We start from the raw sequence: 20,009 nt of genomic DNA on the forward strand, positions 1-20,009 counted from the left end.
TGAGAGCGGTGTTAAATGGAAATAGGTTAGTTTGGAGCTCTAAGCCGCTGCCAGCGGTCTAAGTTTGGAGCTCTAAGTCGCTGCCAGCAGTCTACATGGCGAAAATCAGGTTAGTTTGGAGCTCTAAGCCGCTGATAGCGGTCTAAACAGTAAAAATCCGATTGGTTTAGAGCTCTAAGCCGCTGACAGCGGTCTAAAATTGTTAGAGGGAATAAAGAGTAGTCAGTTAAAGTTAGTTGACGCTGACTGCTACGGAGTGCTATATTTAGTTACATATTATGCATCGCGGAACGGTCGGCCAGAGGGACGGCAACTTACGCGGATGCGAGTAGAGATGAGAAGAGATGAGCGGAGAATCCGTATCGTTTGCGCAGCATGGGCATTGCCGTGCAATCGCGATGAAGTCGGAGCCTAAACTTATCGATTACGCGCATCTCTGCCGAGCAGGGGTGCTTTTTTAATGGTTATTTTGGCCACTTTTCATCACCTGTCGAGCACGGAAATGATAGAATAGACGCTTCATGTGAGGATGAGTCGTCGACAAGGGAGAGATCAGCGATGGATCAGCAGGAGCTGCAAGGAATCAAAGCAATGGCAGGGCAATATAACGTCATTCCGGTCGTCCGTAGATTGCTGGCGGATACGGAAACGCCGATTAGGGTGTTTCAGCATTTAAGCCGTGACAAGCGCGCATTTCTGCTGGAGAGCGTAGAAGGCGGCGTAAAATGGGCCCGGTATTCTTTTATCGGAACCGACCCGTTCCTCGTTCTGAAACTAAAGCAAAATCACCTAACCTTGGAACAGAACGGAAAGACAGAGTCCCACAAGACAACCGAGCCGTTGCAGCTCCTCCGCGAGAAACTTCGCTCCTATCGCAGTCCGGCGCTGCCCGAGCTTCCACCATTCACGGGCGGGGCGATCGGATTTTTCGGATACGACCTGTTGCAGTATTACGAGAAAAAGCTTCCGCCGCATCCTACGGACGATCTGAATATGGATGACATGCAATTCATGTTCTGCGACCGCATCATCGTTTTCGACCACTTTAAGCAGCAGGTGCTCGTCATCGGCAACGTGCACGTTCCCGAAGGTGCGACTGACGCAAACATCGAATCCGCGTACAAGGAAACGTTAAACGCCATAGACGACACGATTCGTAGAATTCAGCAACCGATACCGGTTCAACCTTCGAGAGGAACGCCTCCGCAGGATCCGGATCTAGGAGAAATCTCGTCGAATCTAACAAAGCAGCAGTTTCTGGACAACGTCAACCAAGCGAAGGAATACATTCGCGCCGGCGATATTTTCCAAGTGGTGTTGTCGCAACGCTTCCATATCGAAACCGAAGTGGATCCTCTCCACGTTTACCGCGTGCTTAGAACAATGAATCCTTCACCGTACATGTACGTGCTCAAGCTGGATGACGAGGTAGTGGTGGGGACTTCCCCCGAGTTGCTGGTCAAAGTGGATAACGGCAAGGTAGAAACCCGTCCGATCGCCGGCACGAGGCCGCGGGGGAAAACGCCCGAGGAAGACTTGGCGCTCGAGAAGGAACTGTTGGCGGACGAGAAGGAACGCGCGGAGCATGTCATGCTCGTCGATCTGGGCCGCAACGATCTGGGCAGGGTGTCTACCTTCGGCACGGTCAAGTGCGATAGCTACATGGAAATCGAGCGCTATTCCCACGTCATGCACATCGTATCGAACGTGACGGGACAATTGAGACCGGATAAAGACTTCTACGACGCGTTTCTTTCCTGTCTCCCGGCGGGGACGGTGTCAGGCGCGCCGAAGCTAAGGGCTATGGAAATCATTGCCGAGTTGGAAAACGAAGCAAGAGGCGCTTACGCCGGAGCCATAGGTTACCTGGGCTTCTCCGGAAATTTGAACACGTGCATTACGATTCGGACGATTATTTTCAAGCATGGCAAAGCCTACGTGCAAGCCGGAGCGGGAATCGTCTGGGATTCCATACCCGAGAATGAGTACGAGGAAACGGTCAATAAAGCGAAGGGAATGCTCAAAGCGATCCGTTCCGCGGAAGCGGCTTTTCCGCCTGCAGGTTCCGCCAAGCGCAATGGCAATGAGTTCTCTGCCGTCCTAGCAGGAGACCGCCGCACGAATCTGGATTATGACTAAGGCGAATATAGGGAAGGGGAATCAGGCGATATGAGCACAACTCTCACGATAAGCCTGCCGCAAGCATTAGCCAAGATAATGAGCGGCGGCGATTTAACTCGCGATGAAGCTTACGGTACGATGACGACGATCATGAAAGGCGAAGCAACGCCCGCTCAGATCGGCGGAACCGTTATCGCGCTTCGCTTGAAAGGCGAGACGGTAGACGAAATCACGGGTTTTGCGGAAGCGATGAGAGCTTTCTCCAACCATGTCGCCACGGAAAACCATGATCTTCTCGATACTTGCGGCACCGGCGGGTCCGGCATTCATAAATTCAATATTTCTACGGTATCCGCGATTATCGCCGCCGCTGCGGGAGCAAGAGTAGCGAAGCATGGCAATCGCGCGATGTCCGGCAAGGCGGGAAGCGCAGACGTGTTGGAAGCGCTGGGAGTCAACATTAACCTCACCGCGGAACAAGCGGCAACCTGCCTCAAGAAAACGGGAATGTGCTTCATGTTCGCGCAATTGTATCATCCCGCTCTGAAGCATGCTGCCGCGCCAAGACGAGAATTAGGCGTTCGCACCATCTTTAATATGTTAGGCCCTCTCACCAACCCGGCTAACGCGGACCGCCAGCTTATCGGCTTATACGATCGGACTCGTACTGCGACAGTCGCGGAAGTGTTATCCCGGTTAGGCTTGAAAAAGGCGATGGTCGTGGGCAGCCATGACGGATTGGACGAGATTAGCATCTCGGCGCCTACCCAAGTTTCCGAGCTAAGGAACGGAGATGTTATCACCTATGACATCACGCCTGAACAATTAGGTCTGTCCACCGTATCCCTAGGAGAGGTGCAGGGCGGAGACGCGGCGGAGAACGCCGCAATCATACGCCGGATACTCGCCGGAGAGAAGAGTTCCTATCGTGACGTCGTGCTCGCTAACGCCGGGGCATGCATCTATGTCGCGGGTCGCGCCGACTCGTTGCCGGAAGGCGTCAAGATCGCCGCGTCAACGATCGATTCCGGCCTTGCGGCGAATAAATTGCAGCAATGGATTGCTGTGACGGGAGAAGTGAGCCATGTTTCTTGATCGCATCGTCGCCACCAAGCACGAAGAAGTGCAGGAGCTTAAACAAACGTTACACATCGGCCAAGCGGAACGAACGATCGCCGATCTCGCCCCATGCCGAGGCTTCGAACAAGCGCTGATTGGGCGCAACCGTCCGGTCGGGCTCATCGCGGAAGTGAAGAAAGCGAGTCCTTCCAAAGGCCTTATCCGTCCGGATTTCCATCCCGTCAGCCTAGCTCAAGCATATGAGCAAGCAGGAACGGACTGCATATCCGTTCTGACGGATACGGATTATTTTCAGGGGAGCAATGAATACCTCAAGCAAATTCGCGAGCATGTTAATGCGCCTTTGCTGCGTAAAGACTTCACCATTGACGAGCGCCAAATCTACGAAGCGCGACTCATCGGAGCAGACGCGATTCTGCTGATTGCCGCCATTCTGACTAAGATCCAGTTATCGACCTTTTATACGCTTGCTCGCGATCTGGGATTGGATGTGCTCGTTGAAGTTCACAATCGTCCTGAACTGGAGACCGTTCTAGACATTGGCAAGGCATCGCTGATCGGCGTCAACAACCGGGATCTGAAAACTTTCGTAACGGACCTGAAAGTAACGGAAGAGCTGATCGCGCTTATGCCGAAAGGAATCGTCGCGGTCAGCGAAAGCGCGATCGCTTCTACGGACGACGTGGCGTTCGTTCGCGAAGCTGGCGCGCAAGCGGTGTTGATCGGCGAGCACTTCATGCGCCAAGCGAACGTTCAGGACGCGGTCAACGAGCTTCTCGGACCGGTATCGAAAGAAGGCGCGACGAGATGACGAGCGAGAAGCCGTCGATGGTGAAAATATGCGGAATCAAAGAAGAGGCGACTTTGCGGGGAATGAACGGGCTTCCGGTGGAGTACATCGGTTTCGTGTTCGCGAAAAGCCGTAGACAACTGACACCAATGCAAGCAGCCCAACTCCAAGCCGTTTCAAAGCAAATTCCGATGGCGGGCGGCAAGCCTCCTCTGACGGTCGGCGTGTTCGTCGACCCGACGATGGAGCAGCTTGCAGAGACGCTGTCAGACGTGCCTCTCGACGTCGTTCAGCTTCACGGCGAGGAAACGCCGGAGTTCAGCCGAGAGGTGCGCGAGCGCTTCCGGATTGACGTGTGGCGCGCGTTGCCAATATCCGAGGGATCAGAACCGACGAGTAAACAAAGCGGCGCAGATCGTCTCACAGCTTACAAGGACGCTGTATCTACCATCTTGCTCGACACGGCAGGCGGAGGAACGGGAACAGCCTTTCGGTGGGACGTTATCCCATCCTATCAGGAGGCTGCCCGAAACAACGGCTTGCGATTATTCATCGCCGGCGGGCTGAATCCCGATAACGCAGACGAGTTAATTACGACATACCTTCCCGACGGCGTCGATATCTCCAGCGGTGTGGAGACGGACGGGGTTAAGGATAATCATAAAATCGCCGCATTCGTAGAAAGGGTGAAAAGCTCATGAGTCAAGTACCGGATCAACACGGACGCTTTGGTCCTTTCGGCGGGAAATACGTCCCGGAAACCTTAATGAATGCCCTAATCGAGCTTGAGGAAGCTTACCTGAAATATAAAGACGATCCCGATTTTCTCGAGGAAGTCCGATACTTGTTGAAGCAATATTCCGGACGCCCGACGCCGCTCTATTATGCGGAAAGGTTATCCCAGCACCTTGGCGGCGCCAAAATCTACCTCAAGCGCGAGGATCTGAACCATACCGGCGCGCATAAGATCAACAACACGATCGGACAAGCGGTACTAGCCAAGCGCATGGGCAAGAAAAAAGTGATCGCGGAAACCGGAGCCGGACAGCACGGCGTAGCCTCCGCGACTGTAGCCGCTCTTATGGGACTCGAATGCAAAGTGTTCATGGGCGAAGAGGACACGAAGCGCCAACAGTTAAACGTATTCCGCATGAAGCTGCTCGGCTCGGAAGTCATTCCCGTCATGTCGGGTACCCGAACTCTGAAGGATGCCTGCAACGAGACGTTACGCTACTGGGTCAGTCATGTCGACGATACTTACTACATCCTCGGATCGGTTACGGGTCCGCATCCTTATCCGATGATGGTACGCGATTTTCAGCGCATTATCGGATTGGAATCGCGGGAGCAAATTTTAGAAGCCGAAGGACGCTTGCCGGATGTCGTCGTGGCCGCTGTCGGCGGCGGAAGTAATGCCATCGGTATTTTTCACCCGTTTATCGAGGACAAAAGCGTTCGTCTCCTCGGCGTGGAAGCCGCCGGCCGCGGCGTCGATACCGAAGAGCACGCGGCAACGATGACCAAAGGCCGTCCGGGTGTATTCCAAGGTTCCATGAGCTACGTGCTGCAGGATGAGGGCGGACAAGTATTGCCGGCTCACTCGATTTCCGCGGGACTCGACTACCCGGGCATCGGACCGGAGCACTCTTATCTGAAAGACATCAAACGCGCGGAGTATGTTCCGATTACGGATAAGGAAGCCTTAGACGCATTGAGCATGCTATCCCGCATGGAAGGCATTATCCCCGCTCTAGAATCCGCGCACGCGATCGCTCAAGTGCTGAAGATCGCTCCGGCGATGGGCAAAGACGAGATCATCGTCGTGAGCTTATCCGGCCGCGGGGACAAAGACGTGGAGTCGATCATGTCTTATCTAGCTGCAGAGGAGGGCAAGCAATTATGAGCGCGACATCCATACCGAACGCAATCGATACCGTTTTCGCCGATTTGAAAGCGAAAGGGGAAACGGCGCTGATTCCCTTCATGACGATGGGCGACCCCGACTTGGACACTTCGGTTGCGTTGGTGCAAGCGGCCGAGGCAGCCGGAGCCCACATGATCGAGCTCGGCGTACCGTATTCCGATCCGCTCGCGGACGGTCCCGTTATTCAGCGCGCTTCCGAGCGGGCGCTTAAGAACCGCATCAGCTTGACGGATTGCATGGCAGTCGCTTCGAGCGCAAGAGCCCGGGGCGTTAAGATGCCTTTTATTTTGTTTAGTTATTTCAACCCGGCTCTGCAACTTGGATTAGAGCGCTTCTTCGAGCTTCTGAAAGAGCATGGGTTCAGCGGCGTAATCATTCCCGACCTGCCGCTGGAGGAAGACTCCGAGACGCGCGCTCTCGCGGAAGCAAGCGGGATTCATTTGATACCGCTCGTTGCTCCCACTTCCGAAGCCCGAGTGGAACGCATAGCCGCCAATGCCAAAGGGTTCGTGTATTGCGTTTCGTCCTTAGGCGTTACCGGCGTGCGTTCCACTTTCCACGAAGGTATCGACGCGTTTCTTAGCACCGTTCGCAGAGCGGCGTCCGTCCCGATCTGCGTCGGCTTCGGTATTTCTTCCCGCGAACACGCGGAACGGTTCGCGGGCCAATGCGACGGCGTTATCGTCGGCAGCGCGATCGTACGCCAAGTCGAGGATGCATTGCCGTTGCTCACGTCCGCTAACGAGTCGGAACGCAAGCAAGGCATTCAAGCCGTTCAGGATTTTATCGCGGGACTGAAGCCAAGGGCGTCCGTTTCTTAGCCATCCAACTCGGCCGGAACGCAAAAGCCATCTGTACAGTGCCGCGCTGATGTGTCACAATAGAATACACATTTCCATACGGAGCGACTGACGTTCCGCCGAACGGCGGAGCTCGTAACGCTCCGTTTGTCGTGATCTCAGGAGGGAAACCCATGCAACCGAAACCGAATATCGTACATTTGCCCGTCTACCAACCCGGCAAACCCGTTGATGACGTAAAGCGGGAGCTCGGATTAACCGAAGTCATCAAGCTTGCTTCCAACGAAAATCCGTTCGGCAGCTCTCCCAAGGCAAAAGAAGCTATTGCTCGAGAAATGGAGAACATTAGCATATATCCGGACGGGGCGGCCGTTGAATTAACGAGCGCCATAGCCGGTAAGTTCGGCGTTAACCCCGACCAGATTATTTTCGGAGCCGGATCCGACGAAATCATTCTCATGATCGCCCGCGCGTTCCTCGTGCCCGGGGACGAGACGATCATGGCGGATCAGACGTTCCCGCAGTACAAGCATAACGCCCAGATCGAGAACGCGGTTATCGTCGAGGTCCCGCTTAAAGAAGGCACTCATGATCTTTATTCGATGTTAGAACGGGTTACGGACAAAACCAAAGTCATTTGGGTGTGCAATCCGAACAATCCCACGGGAACGATCAACACGGCCGACGAAGTGGAGCGGTTCCTATCCAAGGTGCCGAGCAATGTCCTTGTCGTATTGGACGAAGCCTACTGCGAATATATTGACGATCCCGCTTTTCCGGATGGATTGAAGCTGCTTAATAAATATCCAAATATTATCTTGCTGCGTACATTCTCGAAAATATACGGGCTGGCATCTCTGCGAATCGGCTACGGAATCGGTCGCCCGGACGTCATCCGCAGCATCAATCAGGTCAGAGAGCCGTTCAATACGTCCAGATTCGGCCAAGCGGCCGCTTTGGCAGCCCTTGCAGACGAACAGTTCATCGCGAATTGCCGTGCGGCGAACAAACAAGGCTTAGCGTATTTCAACAGCTCTTTCGCAGAGCTTGGTTTGCAAGCATTTCCGGCATACGGAAATTTCATCATGGTCGACGTGAAGAGATCGGCCCAAGAAGTATTCGATGCGTTGCTCCGCAGGGGCATCATCGTAAGGGCGGGTCATAAGCTATATCCGACGTATATCCGGATTACCGTCGGAAGCCGGGAACAGAACGAGAAGGTTATCGCCGCACTGACTGCCGTGCTGCAAGAAATAGCGGTAAAGGTGTGAAGGCATGAGCGGAGAGTTTAGCGGCTTTGCGGAATTAAACGAATCGAATCGGATCAAGATCGCCATCTTCGGAGCAGGCCTCATCGGAGGCTCTCTCGCGCTTTGTTTTAAAGGTAAGCCAGGCGTTGAAGTCGTCGGTCATTCGGTCAATGCGTCCTCTACGGGGAAATACGTGGCCCGCGGCGTCGTGGACTGGGCAACGACTTCGATCGCGGAAGCGGCGAAGGATGCGGATTTTATGTTTCTATGCGTTCCAGTCGGACGGCTGGAGGAATATGTAGAGGAACTATCCAAGCTGCCTCTAAAACCGGGGTGCATCATTACCGATGTAGGGAGCACCAAAGCTTCCGTCGTCCGCCATGCGGCTAAGTTATCGCTGCAAGGCGCCGTATTCATCGGCGGACATCCGATGGCGGGCTCGGAACGCTCCGGCGTGGAAGCCGCAAGCTTGCATCTGTTGGAGAATGCTTTCTATGTGCTGACGCCTACCGAAGGCACGCCGGACGAATGCGTGCTTAAGCTGGAGCAGCTTCTGAAATGGACGCGGGCCCACATCGTTAAGACTGACGCCATCCAGCACGACGATATCGTCGGGGCGATCAGTCACTTGCCGCATATGATCGCCGTTGCTCTCGTGAACCAGATTGCAGGTTACAATGAGACTAACGAGTTATATCGAAGGCTGGCAGCGGGCGGATTCAGGGATATCACGCGGATCGCGTCCAGCGATCCTCTGATCTGGCGGGATATCCTGCTCAACAATCGCGAAGTCATGATTAAGCTTGTTCGCGACTGGCAAGGCGAGATGGACCGATTCGTTGCTTTGATCGAACAAGGGGACGGCGATGGGGTAGCGGAGCAATTCCGCCGCGCCGGACAATTCCGCAGCCAGCTGCCGGAACGCCGAAAGGGGATGATTACGTCTGTCTACGAATGTTATGTAGACGTACCGGATCACCCGGGCATTATCGGCAAAATCGCAACTGAGCTCGGTCAAGCCAAGATCAACCTCAGCAATCTGCGGATCATCGAGAGTAGAGAAGACGTACCGGGAGTACTGCGGCTATCCTTCCAACAATCCGATGACTTGGATAATGCGACGGCATTATTGAAATCAATGGGATATGACGTTCATATGTAAGTATTAGAGGGCTGCATTCACATGCAGCCTCTTTTAATTGAAAATCGGTATAGAACCGCTTCAAGACAAGTTGTAAACGCTTAAAAATAAAATGTAAACGCTTATTGACAAAATGAAAACGGATACATATAATAAAGGTACAGTATGGTTTCTCTCCACTCCTATCCAATCCTAGCACTTTGTGCAGCCACCCTTCGGGGTGGATTTTTTTTGCCCTTTTGCGATTAATTCATTTTCGGCATGTAAAGGTCACAATTCCCTATAAAATTTGAGAAATTTTTAAGCTCAACATGCCCATTCCTGTGATACAATAGCATATAGTATTTGTAAAATACTGGCTTACAAACATTCATGCGCCGCTAAGCGCAACTTTTTCGTTTTTAGCCGGTACAATAGGTTAACACCCTACCGGCTGCGAACGTTCACCCTGACATGGGGGGAGGGTCGCGGTTATGATGACCGATTCCCAATTAATACGGGAAATTAAAGACGGCAACGTAGAATTGTATTCTACTCTTATGGGGCGTTATCAGAAGAAGATCTTGTCTTTTGTATATCATATGCTCAAGAGCGCCAAGCTTGAAATCATGGCGGAAGATTTAAGTTCGGAAACCTTCTACAAGGCATATCGGAGTTTACATTCCTTTAGGGAAGTCGATGCTTCCTTTTCAACCTGGTTATATACCATTGCACGTAATACGGTTCTCAGTGAATTGCGCAAGCAGAAGACGGCGCATCTCTCGCTCGACGACTCCACATACATACCGGCCGCACCTCCCGAGGAGGCGCCCGAGCAGCGTTTGCTGCGCAACGAGAAGGTTTCCATGGTACGAGAGGCCATCAATAGCTTGCCCGAGAAGCAGCGGTCCGCGCTTATTCTGCGAGAATATGATGGAATGGACTACCAAGAAATCGCCAACATTCTAGGACAGACGGTCAGTTCCGTCAAATCGTTGTTATTCCGGGCCAGGGCCAGTGTCAAAACACAGTTGGAATCGTACTTTACCGAACCGGCCATGATGAAGGAGTACGAGGAGATGAAGCTGCGATGAAATGCGAAGAAGCCGGGGAATGGTTCGGAATTTATCGGGATTTGCCCGAAGATTCCGCCGAGAGACTCGCCGTTGATAGGCATGTGCGGGAATGTACCGAATGCGCGGAAGAGTTCAGGATATGGGAAGAAAGCGCGCTATTGATTCAAGAGCTGCCGTTCGATGAAGTGCAGGAAGATGAGCCTGTGACTACCGCTTGGATGAATCAGAACGTTATGAACCGCATTTACGCGGAACAAAGCTGGTATATGCCAACCGTTCGCCGCACTTATTCCTTCACCTTCGCGTTCAGGCGGAAGGTTGCAGGAATTCTGGCCGCGTTATTAGCTTTGTTCGTGTGCGGATTTCTTTACACCGCATTCGGCGGTATCGGCGGTATCGGCGGTGCGAACAGCAAAGACACGAACGTTACGGACTCCGCCAACGCATTCGCGGCCAGTCACCAAAGCGGCGATAGTCTCTACCTGGAAGTACCTGTTGCCAGCCTAAGTGATCCATATATGCTTCATGTATCGCCTGCCATGCCGGAGTATTGGATTGCCCTCTCCATTGTCGGCATGATCATGACCCTGCTCATTCTCAATTGGTTTTCGCGGGTGCGCGCATGAGGTCAGCCACGCGAATCGGATGGGTGCGTCATGGAATTACGGAATGGAATCAACTAGGCAAAATACAAGGTATTACGGATATCCCGCTTAGCGCCGAAGGTATACGGCAAGCTCGTTTGCTTGCCAACCGGCTAGCGAGAGAGGCAGGGCAATGGAACGGAATCTACTGCAGCGACTTGCAGAGGGCCTCGCAGACCGCGGAAATTCTTGCCGAACGTCTAGGCATACCGCTGATCAAGGATTCCCGATTGAGGGAGCGCTCCTTCGGGCAAGCGGAAGGGACGACGGAGGCTGAACGATTGTCCCGCTGGGGCGTGGAGTGGCGACGATTAGTTCCGGATCAGGAGACCGACGAGATCATTAAAGCTCGCGGACATGAGTTTGTTGACGAACTGCTCGAGAAGCATTCGGGAGAAGCGTGGTTAGTCGTTACTCACGGCAGCTTTCTGGCTAGAATGTTGCAATCGCTCTGTACGGACCTTAATGATTCGCACTTGCTTAATATGTCGTTGACCCTATTAGAGAAGCAACAGGAAGGCTGGTATCCTTTGCTCCATAATTGCACGCGGCATTTGACGGAAGAGACAATTAAATCCTCCATTTAAGAATCCGGGCATTCGCCCGGATTTTTTTGCGTATAGATAACGTTTAAGACAGGCAACCCGCGCCCATACTGAACAGTAAATCCCTCCGTAAAGCGGGGTATGCCGATGAACTTGGCTGACATGCTCTGTTACGCAGATATTGCCGAGTTGACAAGAATTGCAGAAACCTATGATTGTAACTGCAGCAGCCATTCCAAGAACGAGTTGATTCAGTCGATCCTATCGACTGTTCAAAGACGGGATGTGATGGAGTCGCGAGTGGGAGAAATGACGGGAAACGATTTGCGGTTCTTAAATTCGCTTGTATTCGAGAACCGGACGGCATATAGCCTCGAGGAACTGAAAGCAAGAGCTCTTGGCGGCGAACCTGCAAAGGTTGACAAAACGCCGGCAGAGGCGAAATCCATCCCGATTGTTCCGAGTCCCGTAAATCGTACGCGCAAAGGCAAGAATACGGAACAGAAGCCCCCTCCGGGACCCGATGAGACGGCAAGGCTTTCCATCTCGAGATTTAAGAGGTTCGGATGGCTTTTTAACGGATTCTCTCAACAGACGCGACAATTGTACCAAGTGCCGGAAGACGTGAAGCTCAGGCTATGCGACGCGCTCGAGAAACGTTACCGTTCCTCGCTCGTGATCATGGACGAACCCCCGGCGTACCGCGACGAGAGAAACTTGCTCTTAGAGGACATCGTTCATTTTCTCCGGTACGTTAGGGATAATGATTTGCAATTAACCTCGGAGGGCGTTTTGTACAAACGGCAAATCGCGCAAGCGCTGGACCTCCTCTCCGTGAACGAGACCCTGCCGAATCGGGGAGGCTGGAGGTTCGGATATGGTCGCAAGTTCCATGATTATCCGGATCGTTTCTCGTTGCTCTATGATTTTGTTTACTACGAGGGCCTTATCGTAGAGGAGAAGGATAGACTCACGCTCACTCCCGAAGGGCGCAACGTGGCCGATGGGATGGCCAAGCCGGACCCGACCAAGCTTTATCGGTTCTGGCTGCGACTATACAAAGGTGCAATCCCTAATCTATCCACCTTGACGCAATGGATTATGAGATTGTCCGCGGATTGGGTAACTGTGGAATCGATCCATCAAATTTTGCAGCCTCTTGTCAGACCCTACTATTACGATACGCAGAAAGACGTTCTAGAACGTCGCGTGCTGATCATGCTCATGCACCTTGGCGTATTGCGCTGGGGGGAAACGGCGGATGGCGTCAGCGTCGTACGGATTACTCCGCAGGGGAAAACGCTCGTATCGGGAAATTCCCTGGTTATCGAGGATAAGTTGATTCTTGATCTTAGTAAGCCAAGGCTTTGACGGAGCTGGAAGCACCATCTGGTTTAATGCGGTGCTGCGTGGAGATTTAGCACCTATCGTCATCGGAGAGCATTGTAATATTCAAGACGGGGTTATCGATCATGTAAACTCAAACCAGCCCCTCATCGCGGGAGACGGAGTATCCGTTGGACATGCGGCTATCATCCATGGCTGCAAGATAGGCAAAAGTACATTGATCGGCATGGGGGCTATCGTCTTGAACGGGGCGGACATCGGTGAATATGCTTTAGTGGGAGCCGGCGCACTCGTAACTGAAAATCAGGTCATTCCGCCCGGAACTTTATGCTTAAGATCTCCGGCAAGGGTTGTTCGAGAGTTAACGGAACAAGATTTGCAGCGGATGAAAAGTACGGCTGACAGCTACGTGAGCAAAGGCGAGCAATATAGGAGCCCTGGCAGGGAGCCCTAACGCCGGATTTCGGAGGTGCAACGAATGGACAACATGAAAGTCGCCTACGAGACGATGCTGGGATTGGCGGCAGAAATGGTCCTGGACGAAGCGCTGCGCAATTACCGGACGGAGAAAATATATCATGCGATCGATGATGCGCTTGCGCAAGGCGATGTAGAATCGTTTCGGCGATTAACCGAAGAACTAAAAACGATTCAGCGATAGGCCGCATGCAGCGGACGATTTGCTAATCCCTTTATGACCCGACCTCAAACGGTCGGGTTTTTTCATTTTAACGGTCTTCCGAGAGAAGTCCCCTTCCTCTTTAGGGAGGGGATGAATATCGGCCAGGCGAAGCCTGGAAGTTATTGTTGCTCTTAGTTGTGTTCGTTTGATATAGTCAGTCTTAGTTAGATAAAAGGCTGGTGTATCTGTGAAATTAGATTCAAATAATCACTCAGTATTCTCTCTTCATTACCACCTCATTCTTTGTATCAAATACCGGAGAAGAGTAATGACAGACGATATCTCCGAATATGCGAAAGGCGTTTTTGTACGCATAGGAGAAAACTATCATGTTGCATTGATCGAGTGGAATCACGATGGTGATCATGTTCATGTTCAATTCAAAGCTCATCCGAACACCGAGTTATCCAAATTTATCAATGCGTACAAGAGCGCCAGTTCTCGCCTCATCAAAAAAGATTTCCCCGCAGTTACAAAGAATCTGTGGAAGGAATATTTTTGGACGCAGAGCTACTGTATGATTACAGCAGGGGGCGCGCCTTTGGAGGTGTTGAAGGCATACATTGAAAACCAAGGAAAGGAGGCGAAAACAAGATGATCCGTTGTATCAAAACAGCATTTCAAACAACTAAATTCGATCTTGAACGGCTGTTTGCGTGCAACCGGTTATCGGCACAAATTTGGAATAAGTGTCTTGTCATCGCCAAGAACTATTCCTTGGCGCATGAAGGGAAATGGATTGGCCAAACGGAACTTCAAGCAGCATTGAAAAATCAGTTCCCCCTTCACTCGCAGTCCGTTCAGGCTGTAAGCCACAAATATCTTTTTGCCAGAGAAAGCGCCAAACAAGCAAAGAAACAAGGCCTGAATTCCAAATACCCTTACAAAAACAAGAGGCATTACAATACGAAATGGGTTGACAAATCGTTCAAAATTGAAGGTAATACAATTCTTCTTAGTTTGGGGATCCAAGACGGTAAGCGCCAGCAACCGATCAAGATCATCGTTCCTGACATGCCTGATGCGGAAATTAAAGAAATTGAGCTTGTATTCGATCGAAGATTGATGGTTTCCATGAGCTACGATGATGGGAAAGCTGCCGCAGTAAACCATGGAAACGAGGTTGCAGCCGTTGACTTGGGTGAAATTCACTCCATCGCGGCAACGACAACGGAAAACAAAGCGATCATCATAACGGGGAGAAAAGCAAGAAGTATTCACCGGCTCCGAAATAAAAAGCTGGCCGAGCTTCAGAAGCTGATGAGCAAGTGCAAAAAAGGGAGCCGGCAATGGAAAAAGTACAATCAAGCCAAACGCTTCATTTTGAGCAAAAGCGAGCGGCAATTAAATGATGTCATCCACAAATCAACAAAACATTTCGTAAAGTGGTGTAAGGAACATGAAGTCAAGGAAGTTGTAATCGGAGAAGTGGAGGGTGTACAGCGAAATACAAAAAAGAAAAAAAGAAAGCTGCTGAATCAAAAGCTGTCCAATTGGAGTTTTGGCAAGATGAAAAAGCAGCTCAAATATAAACTTGAAGCACATGGAACGAACTTGACAAGCATAGATGAAAGCTACTCTAGTCAACAATGCCCTTGTTGCGGTAGAAGAAATAAGACTTCTACAAGAAACTACAAATGTTCCTGCGGCTATAAAGAACATCGGGATGTTCACGGCAGCAAAGGAATATTGTCCAAGTATCTACATGGGGATATTCGATATTTGGGCGAAACAGAGTCATTCAAGTATCTACGGATCGCTTAGCGAGAAGTAGTAGATGGTGAGTTCCCACCCACTTGAAAAAGTGTTGCTTACTGAACCTCGTCGTTACGTTTCCGCATTCAGCGAAAGCAAATGGGCAACCCATTTGCTTATAGAAAGTAACGACTGTGGCTGGTAAGAAACCCCTGCTTCTTAGCGAAGCGTACGCAGGGGAGGTTCATTTGTTCTTTCTTTTGGAGTACGATTATAGTGAGTATGGAGATTGGGGAGTGGATCCTTCAGATGAAATTCAGCGAGATCGATCCGGATAGCTGGCCGGAGCTGCAGCCTTACCTGGATACTTGTTTGCTTCCCTTATCGGGATTAACGGGCGATGAGTCGCCTTGGGAGGCAACGGACAAAGTCGCGCGTACCGGGGAATGGCTAGCCCCCGTAGAGCAAGCCTTTCGCGGGAGAACGGTTACGATGCCCGCATTCCATTATGATTTCGGGGGTCGGGAACAACTAGATCGCCTTAACCGGTTAATCGGGTCTTGGAAATCTGTCGGCTTTCGTTATGTCATTGTGATTAGCGGACAAGCCGTACATCAGGAAGAACGACTAAACGCGGATTTGATTATCCGGCCTGACTCGGACGAAGGGGAACCGGACACGCAGAGGATAAGCAAATTAGTTGCAGAACTGTGGCGGAAGCCGGTCGGATAAAACATTCCCATCGGACTATTCATCAAGCAAAGGACGCATAAGGTGGGCTGCATGGGGTAAACAATAGGCAGACACAACCCAAGGGGAAATGTGACAATTTGAGAACATTTTAGTTTCGCGAATCCCGCGGAATAAGGAAAGTCCCGACCCTATTCTTGACGCTCCATAGCGCGTGGGCTATTATAGTTATGTCCTTGTCAAGTAAAACGACTGCAGGCGTTCTTTGAACGGCGTTGAACGTTTGTATCGTGCAATCGGATGCGTCGCAAACCAAAGTTTAGTTAAGCGATCCGATTGTTGAACAAAATGTTAAAGTCCGTACCGGACGCGAGATTGGTGTGGCAAAGGGGGTAGAATGAATGGACCACAATGAGCAGCAAGAAACCACGCATAAACCGGTCAAGCGCAAAGAAATGACAAGACGTCAGTTTCTGTCCTATACGCTTGGCGGAGCAGGAGCCTTCATGGCGGGCGGGGCCATTTTACCGATGATCCGCTTTGCCGTAGATCCTATATTGCAAAAGAAAGAACAAGGCGGATTCGTTAAAGTCATCGAGGAAAGCAAGGTGACGAAGGAGCCGACCGAGGTGAAATTCAAGATTCATCAGGTAGACGGCTGGTTTGAAAGCGATCCTAAGCTTGCGGCATGGATCACGAAGGGCGACGACGGCAAGGTCTACGCTCTGTCCCCCGTATGTAAGCACTTGGGTTGCATGGTGAGCTGGGGCGGCGAAGAAGCGCCTAACGAGTACCATTGTCCTTGCCATGGAGCTCGTTACGCCAAAGACGGCAAAAACCTAAAAGTTGCGCCAAAACCGCTAGACGAGTACGAAGTCAAAACGGAAAATGGTTGGGTTTACTTAGGCCCATTAGAACCGAATAGTCGCGTTTAGAAGGAGGGCGTCTCGTCCCATGTTCAAAAACATGTACAATTGGATCGACGAACGTCTAGATATTACGCCGATGTGGAGAGATATCGCCGATCACGAGGTTCCTGAGCACGTTAACCCGGCGCACCACTTTTCCGCTTTCGTTTATTGCTTCGGCGGGCTGACGTTCTTTATTACCGTCATACAGATCCTTTCGGGGATGTTCCTGACGATGTATTACGTCCCGGATATCATTAACGCTTATTACAGCGTTGATTACCTGCAGCATCAAGTCGCTTTCGGAGCGATCGTGCGCGGTATGCATCACTGGGGAGCAAGTCTTGTTATCGTCATGATGTTCCTACATACTCTTCGCGTATTCTTCACGGGTTCTTACAAAGCGCCCCGCGAGATGAACTGGGTAGTCGGAATGTTGATTTTCTTCGTCATGTTAGGCCTAGGGTTTACGGGTTATCTGCTCCCTTGGGATAACAAAGCGTATTACGCGACGAAGGTTGGTCTGGAAATCGCCGGCGCCGTGCCTATCTTGGGCGAGTACATCAAGGAGTTATTGAACGGCGGAACGATCGTCGGCGCGCAAACGCTGACCAGATTCTTCGCTTTCCATGTGTTCTTCTTGCCTGGTGCGCTGCTAGCATTGCTTGCCGGACACTTCTTTATGATTCGAAAACAGGGCATTTCCGGGCCACTGTAAGAGAGGGGAGTGACAAGCGATGGCGCATAAACATGATCCAAACGAAAAAGTCGTCTTCATTGGCGATTCTCGCATACGCAAACGTGATTACTCGAACGTGACTCCTCCGGATTATTCCGCGTATCCAGGCAAGTCGGAAGCTTTCATTCCGAACTTCCTGCTTAAAGAATGGATGGTCGGGGTTGTCGTACTGGTAGGTTTCTTGGTATTGGTCGTTGCCGAACCTGCACCGCTTGGCTATCCTGCGGATCCGCTAAATGGGTCCTTCATTCCGATGCCGGACTGGTATTTCCTTTTCTTGTACCAATTGTTGAAATACCCTTACGCGTCGGAAGATTATCTTGTATTGGGCGTACTCGGATTGTCGGGGTTGCCTTTCATCGCGCTTCTGCTCGCTCCATTCTTGGATACGGGCAAGGAACGCCGGTTCTATCGTCGTCCGATCGCTTCCTCCCTCATGATGGTTTCCTTGGTGGCTGTAGCGTACCTCACATGGGTATCATGGGATCATTACACTCACGAGTTGGAGAAGAACGGAGTAGTTCCCGAGCATATCGAACGCGAGATCAAGGCGGAAGAAGCCGTCGAGAAAGGATTGCCGCGTCCGGTTCCGGGCAAGGAGAAAATACCCGCGATGGTTGCCGCGGACGATCCGGCTTTCACCGATACGATGACGCAAGCGGCTTGTATTGCTTGCCACGGAGCAGAGCTCGAAGGCGGCAGCGGTCCTGCGCTGCGAGGAATCGGCGATGTAATGAGCAAGGAAGAATTAGTCGCTACGATTACTAACGGTAAAGGCGAAGGAATGCCTGCCTTTAAGGATACGCTTACTGCCGAGCAAATCGATCAAATCGCGACATGGCTTTCCAAACAAAAAGCGGAAGCGGCGGAATAACGCTCTTTTTCGCTCTAAAACCTGACCTTAATCGGTCAGGTTTTTTTATAACGGATAGGCGAGGAAGGGACGGATAGGATGAGTTGGTTAAAATGGCTCGTTTCACGGAGTATATTGCTTCACCCCGCGACCTTGCGGCTGTTGATGCTTATTTACGTTCCGGGAACCGTCTATGGTTATTATTGGTACAAGGATCAGCTGCAGAGGACATGGAATGACAATCCGCATTGGCAAATTCCTTTCGTGCCGGACAGCCCTACGGCATCTCTGTTCTTTGCTATTGCGGTTCTATGGTTATGGATATCTCCTAAGCCTTCGAGACGAGGGTGGGTGAATGGGGTACGCGGAATCGTGGAGGCGCTTGGCGTCGTCACCTCCGTGAAATACGGGGTATGGGCTACGGCGATCATCTTTGCGGGACAAGCCCAAGGAGATACGCTGCAGTGGGAACATTGGATGCTGATCGTAGGGCACTCCGCGATGGCGTTAACGGCGCTTTTCTATGCCAGATTCTTTACGTTCGGCGGATTAGCGTTGCTAGCCGCCGCTGCATGGACATTCCTTAACGATACGATCGATTATCGATTCGATGTATTCCCTTCTTTGCCTTGGCAGCTTGACGATGATCTCTTTTACGTCGGACTTTTTACATTCGTTCTGACTGCCGTCAGCGTACTGGCAGCCGCGATCGCCAAGTTCGCTTTCCCGGTAAGAGGCGGCAAGGACAAGTCGTTCTAAATGCGGACATCCCCTCATATCTATGGGGTAGGAGGGGATGTCCGTGTTTTCGTTTCATATTCGGGGTGAGCGGCGTTTCTGGATTAGAATGACGATCGGCAGCCTTTTATTTACGCTAGGATTGCTGATTGTCGTACCCTCGATGAACGCATCAACTTCTAGTAACGCTTTCAAACGGTTCTTAACCGCGACTGAGAGCCTGTATGATGCCGTGAACAAGGGAGAGCTTTCAAAAGCGATTAACGATTTGAAGGAAATCGAGGTGCAATTTCGCAACCTGCCTATGAAGGAAATTGCTACCGTTGATGGGATACATGCTCTCGCACAGAGTATCACGGACATGAAACGAGCGATTGCAGCGGTAAAACCTAACGAGGAGAAGTGGAAATCCGGTTCTGCGACTCTGAGGTTGGCCGCTGATGCGCTGGTTCATCCGGACAAGCCGATTTGGCATCAATACCGAAGCGTCCTGCAGGAGGATCTAGCGAAAATGCGCAAAGCCATACCGCAGAGCGGGACGATATCCGGTCCTGCTCCTGAATCGGCCTTGCTTGCTTTTCATCAATTATCCGAACATTATCGCGTTATTCGTACCGCGGCGATCCTTCAAACGGAACCATGGAAGGTAGAACGAAGCGATTCGGTCATCCGGTATGCGAGACGGATCTTGCACGCGGATTCTCCAACGAACCAACTATTGCAGGGAACGATTCAGCCGCTGCAAGAGGCGATGGACGATTTGTTTCCCGGCAACAAGGAAACCTCCGCCGCTTTCGTGCCTCCGTTACCCGTTGCTCCGCCATCCTGGGGTTGGTCGGCCATGATGGGCTCGTTTATCGTTACGATTCTGACCTGGGTCGGATGGAGGCGGTATAAAGTCGATGAGTACTCAAGAATTGTTAAGAGCCCGCCTAAGCGGGACGAGCAGGAGGATGCCGCGCAAAGGCTGATGAAAAGATGGAATAGCAAAGATAAACGATGAGTGC

22 protein-coding genes are annotated in these 20,009 nt (G+C 51.5%); all 22 read left to right on the forward strand.

Annotated features, from left to right (window positions below):
• Window positions 1-558 precede the first annotated feature (558 nt).
• Window positions 559-2,139, forward strand: a complete 1,581-nt coding sequence (gene trpE / locus E2980_RS04445; protein WP_135150918.1) for an anthranilate synthase component I — start codon at window positions 559-561, stop codon at window positions 2,137-2,139.
• Between the two features lie 30 nt (window positions 2,140-2,169).
• On the forward strand, window positions 2,170-3,216 hold the full coding sequence (gene trpD, locus E2980_RS04450; RefSeq protein ID WP_135150919.1) for an anthranilate phosphoribosyltransferase: 1,047 nt from the start codon (window positions 2,170-2,172) through the stop codon (window positions 3,214-3,216).
• On the forward strand, window positions 3,206-4,012 hold the full coding sequence (gene trpC / locus E2980_RS04455; RefSeq protein WP_135150920.1) for an indole-3-glycerol phosphate synthase TrpC: 807 nt from the start codon (window positions 3,206-3,208) through the stop codon (window positions 4,010-4,012). Before trpD ends, trpC begins: the two co-directional genes overlap by 11 nt.
• Window positions 4,009-4,692 (forward strand): phosphoribosylanthranilate isomerase, encoded by a 684-nt coding sequence (locus E2980_RS04460; protein WP_135150921.1) that lies wholly within the window; start codon window positions 4,009-4,011, stop codon window positions 4,690-4,692. The genes trpC and E2980_RS04460 overlap by 4 nt, the downstream gene beginning before the upstream one ends.
• Entirely contained in the window at window positions 4,689-5,894 is a 1,206-nt protein-coding gene (gene trpB / locus E2980_RS04465) for a tryptophan synthase subunit beta (protein ID WP_135150922.1), read from the forward strand. Before E2980_RS04460 ends, trpB begins: the two co-directional genes overlap by 4 nt.
• On the forward strand, window positions 5,891-6,736 hold the full coding sequence (gene trpA / locus E2980_RS04470; protein WP_135150923.1) for a tryptophan synthase subunit alpha: 846 nt from the start codon (window positions 5,891-5,893) through the stop codon (window positions 6,734-6,736). Before trpB ends, trpA begins: the two co-directional genes overlap by 4 nt.
• A gap of 152 nt (window positions 6,737-6,888) precedes the next feature.
• Window positions 6,889-7,986, forward strand: a complete 1,098-nt coding sequence (gene hisC / locus E2980_RS04475; RefSeq protein ID WP_135150924.1) for a histidinol-phosphate transaminase — start codon at window positions 6,889-6,891, stop codon at window positions 7,984-7,986.
• A gap of 4 nt (window positions 7,987-7,990) precedes the next feature.
• Complete coding sequence (locus E2980_RS04480) at window positions 7,991-9,127, forward strand: prephenate dehydrogenase (RefSeq protein ID WP_135150925.1); 1,137 nt, start codon at window positions 7,991-7,993, stop codon at window positions 9,125-9,127.
• A gap of 455 nt (window positions 9,128-9,582) precedes the next feature.
• The gene (locus E2980_RS04485) at window positions 9,583-10,179 is read left to right on the forward strand and encodes an RNA polymerase sigma factor (RefSeq protein ID WP_135151051.1); all 597 of its coding nucleotides are present in this window, start codon (window positions 9,583-9,585) and stop codon (window positions 10,177-10,179) included.
• Window positions 10,176-10,787 carry an anti-sigma factor family protein gene (locus tag E2980_RS04490; protein WP_135150926.1) on the forward strand — a complete coding sequence of 204 codons (612 nt, stop codon included), beginning with the start codon at window positions 10,176-10,178 and terminating at the stop codon, window positions 10,785-10,787. Before E2980_RS04485 ends, E2980_RS04490 begins: the two co-directional genes overlap by 4 nt.
• Window positions 10,784-11,392: a histidine phosphatase family protein gene (locus E2980_RS04495; protein ID WP_135150927.1), complete on the forward strand. Its 609-nt coding sequence runs from the start codon at window positions 10,784-10,786 to the stop codon at window positions 11,390-11,392. The genes E2980_RS04490 and E2980_RS04495 overlap by 4 nt, the downstream gene beginning before the upstream one ends.
• A gap of 105 nt (window positions 11,393-11,497) precedes the next feature.
• Complete coding sequence (locus E2980_RS04500) at window positions 11,498-12,721, forward strand: hypothetical protein (protein ID WP_135150928.1); 1,224 nt, start codon at window positions 11,498-11,500, stop codon at window positions 12,719-12,721.
• Window positions 12,696-13,151, forward strand: coding sequence for a gamma carbonic anhydrase family protein (locus E2980_RS04505; protein WP_135150929.1), 456 nt, complete (start codon window positions 12,696-12,698; stop codon window positions 13,149-13,151). The genes E2980_RS04500 and E2980_RS04505 overlap by 26 nt, the downstream gene beginning before the upstream one ends.
• Window positions 13,152-13,175: 24 nt before the next feature.
• The gene (locus E2980_RS04510) at window positions 13,176-13,358 is read left to right on the forward strand and encodes an IDEAL domain-containing protein (protein WP_135150930.1); all 183 of its coding nucleotides are present in this window, start codon (window positions 13,176-13,178) and stop codon (window positions 13,356-13,358) included.
• Window positions 13,359-13,566: 208 nt separating this feature from the next.
• Window positions 13,567-13,977: an IS200/IS605 family transposase gene (gene tnpA, locus E2980_RS04515; RefSeq protein WP_135150931.1), complete on the forward strand. Its 411-nt coding sequence runs from the start codon at window positions 13,567-13,569 to the stop codon at window positions 13,975-13,977.
• Complete coding sequence (locus E2980_RS04520) at window positions 13,974-15,143, forward strand: RNA-guided endonuclease InsQ/TnpB family protein (protein WP_135150932.1); 1,170 nt, start codon at window positions 13,974-13,976, stop codon at window positions 15,141-15,143. The genes tnpA and E2980_RS04520 overlap by 4 nt, the downstream gene beginning before the upstream one ends.
• Window positions 15,144-15,356: 213 nt before the next feature.
• On the forward strand, window positions 15,357-15,806 hold the full coding sequence (locus E2980_RS04525) for a DUF2487 family protein (RefSeq protein WP_240702886.1): 450 nt from the start codon (window positions 15,357-15,359) through the stop codon (window positions 15,804-15,806).
• 359 nt (window positions 15,807-16,165) lie between these two features.
• Window positions 16,166-16,699 carry a Rieske (2Fe-2S) protein gene (locus E2980_RS04530; RefSeq protein ID WP_135150934.1) on the forward strand — a complete coding sequence of 178 codons (534 nt, stop codon included), beginning with the start codon at window positions 16,166-16,168 and terminating at the stop codon, window positions 16,697-16,699.
• Window positions 16,700-16,718: 19 nt separating this feature from the next.
• A complete protein-coding gene (gene qcrB, locus E2980_RS04535; RefSeq protein WP_135150935.1) occupies window positions 16,719-17,390 on the forward strand; it encodes a menaquinol-cytochrome c reductase cytochrome b subunit in 672 nt (223 codons plus the stop codon).
• A 19-nt stretch (window positions 17,391-17,409) separates the two neighbouring features.
• Complete coding sequence (locus tag E2980_RS04540; protein ID WP_135150936.1) at window positions 17,410-18,285, forward strand: c-type cytochrome; 876 nt, start codon at window positions 17,410-17,412, stop codon at window positions 18,283-18,285.
• 78 nt (window positions 18,286-18,363) lie between these two features.
• A complete protein-coding gene (locus E2980_RS04545; RefSeq protein ID WP_135150937.1) occupies window positions 18,364-19,023 on the forward strand; it encodes a DUF1405 domain-containing protein in 660 nt (219 codons plus the stop codon).
• A gap of 43 nt (window positions 19,024-19,066) precedes the next feature.
• Window positions 19,067-20,005: a sporulation protein YpjB gene (locus E2980_RS04550; RefSeq protein ID WP_167746967.1), complete on the forward strand. Its 939-nt coding sequence runs from the start codon at window positions 19,067-19,069 to the stop codon at window positions 20,003-20,005.
• Window positions 20,006-20,009: the final 4 nt, after the last annotated feature.

The organism is Cohnella luojiensis, assembly GCF_004564235.1.
Classification (GTDB): Bacteria; Bacillota; Bacilli; order Paenibacillales; family Paenibacillaceae; genus Cohnella; species Cohnella luojiensis.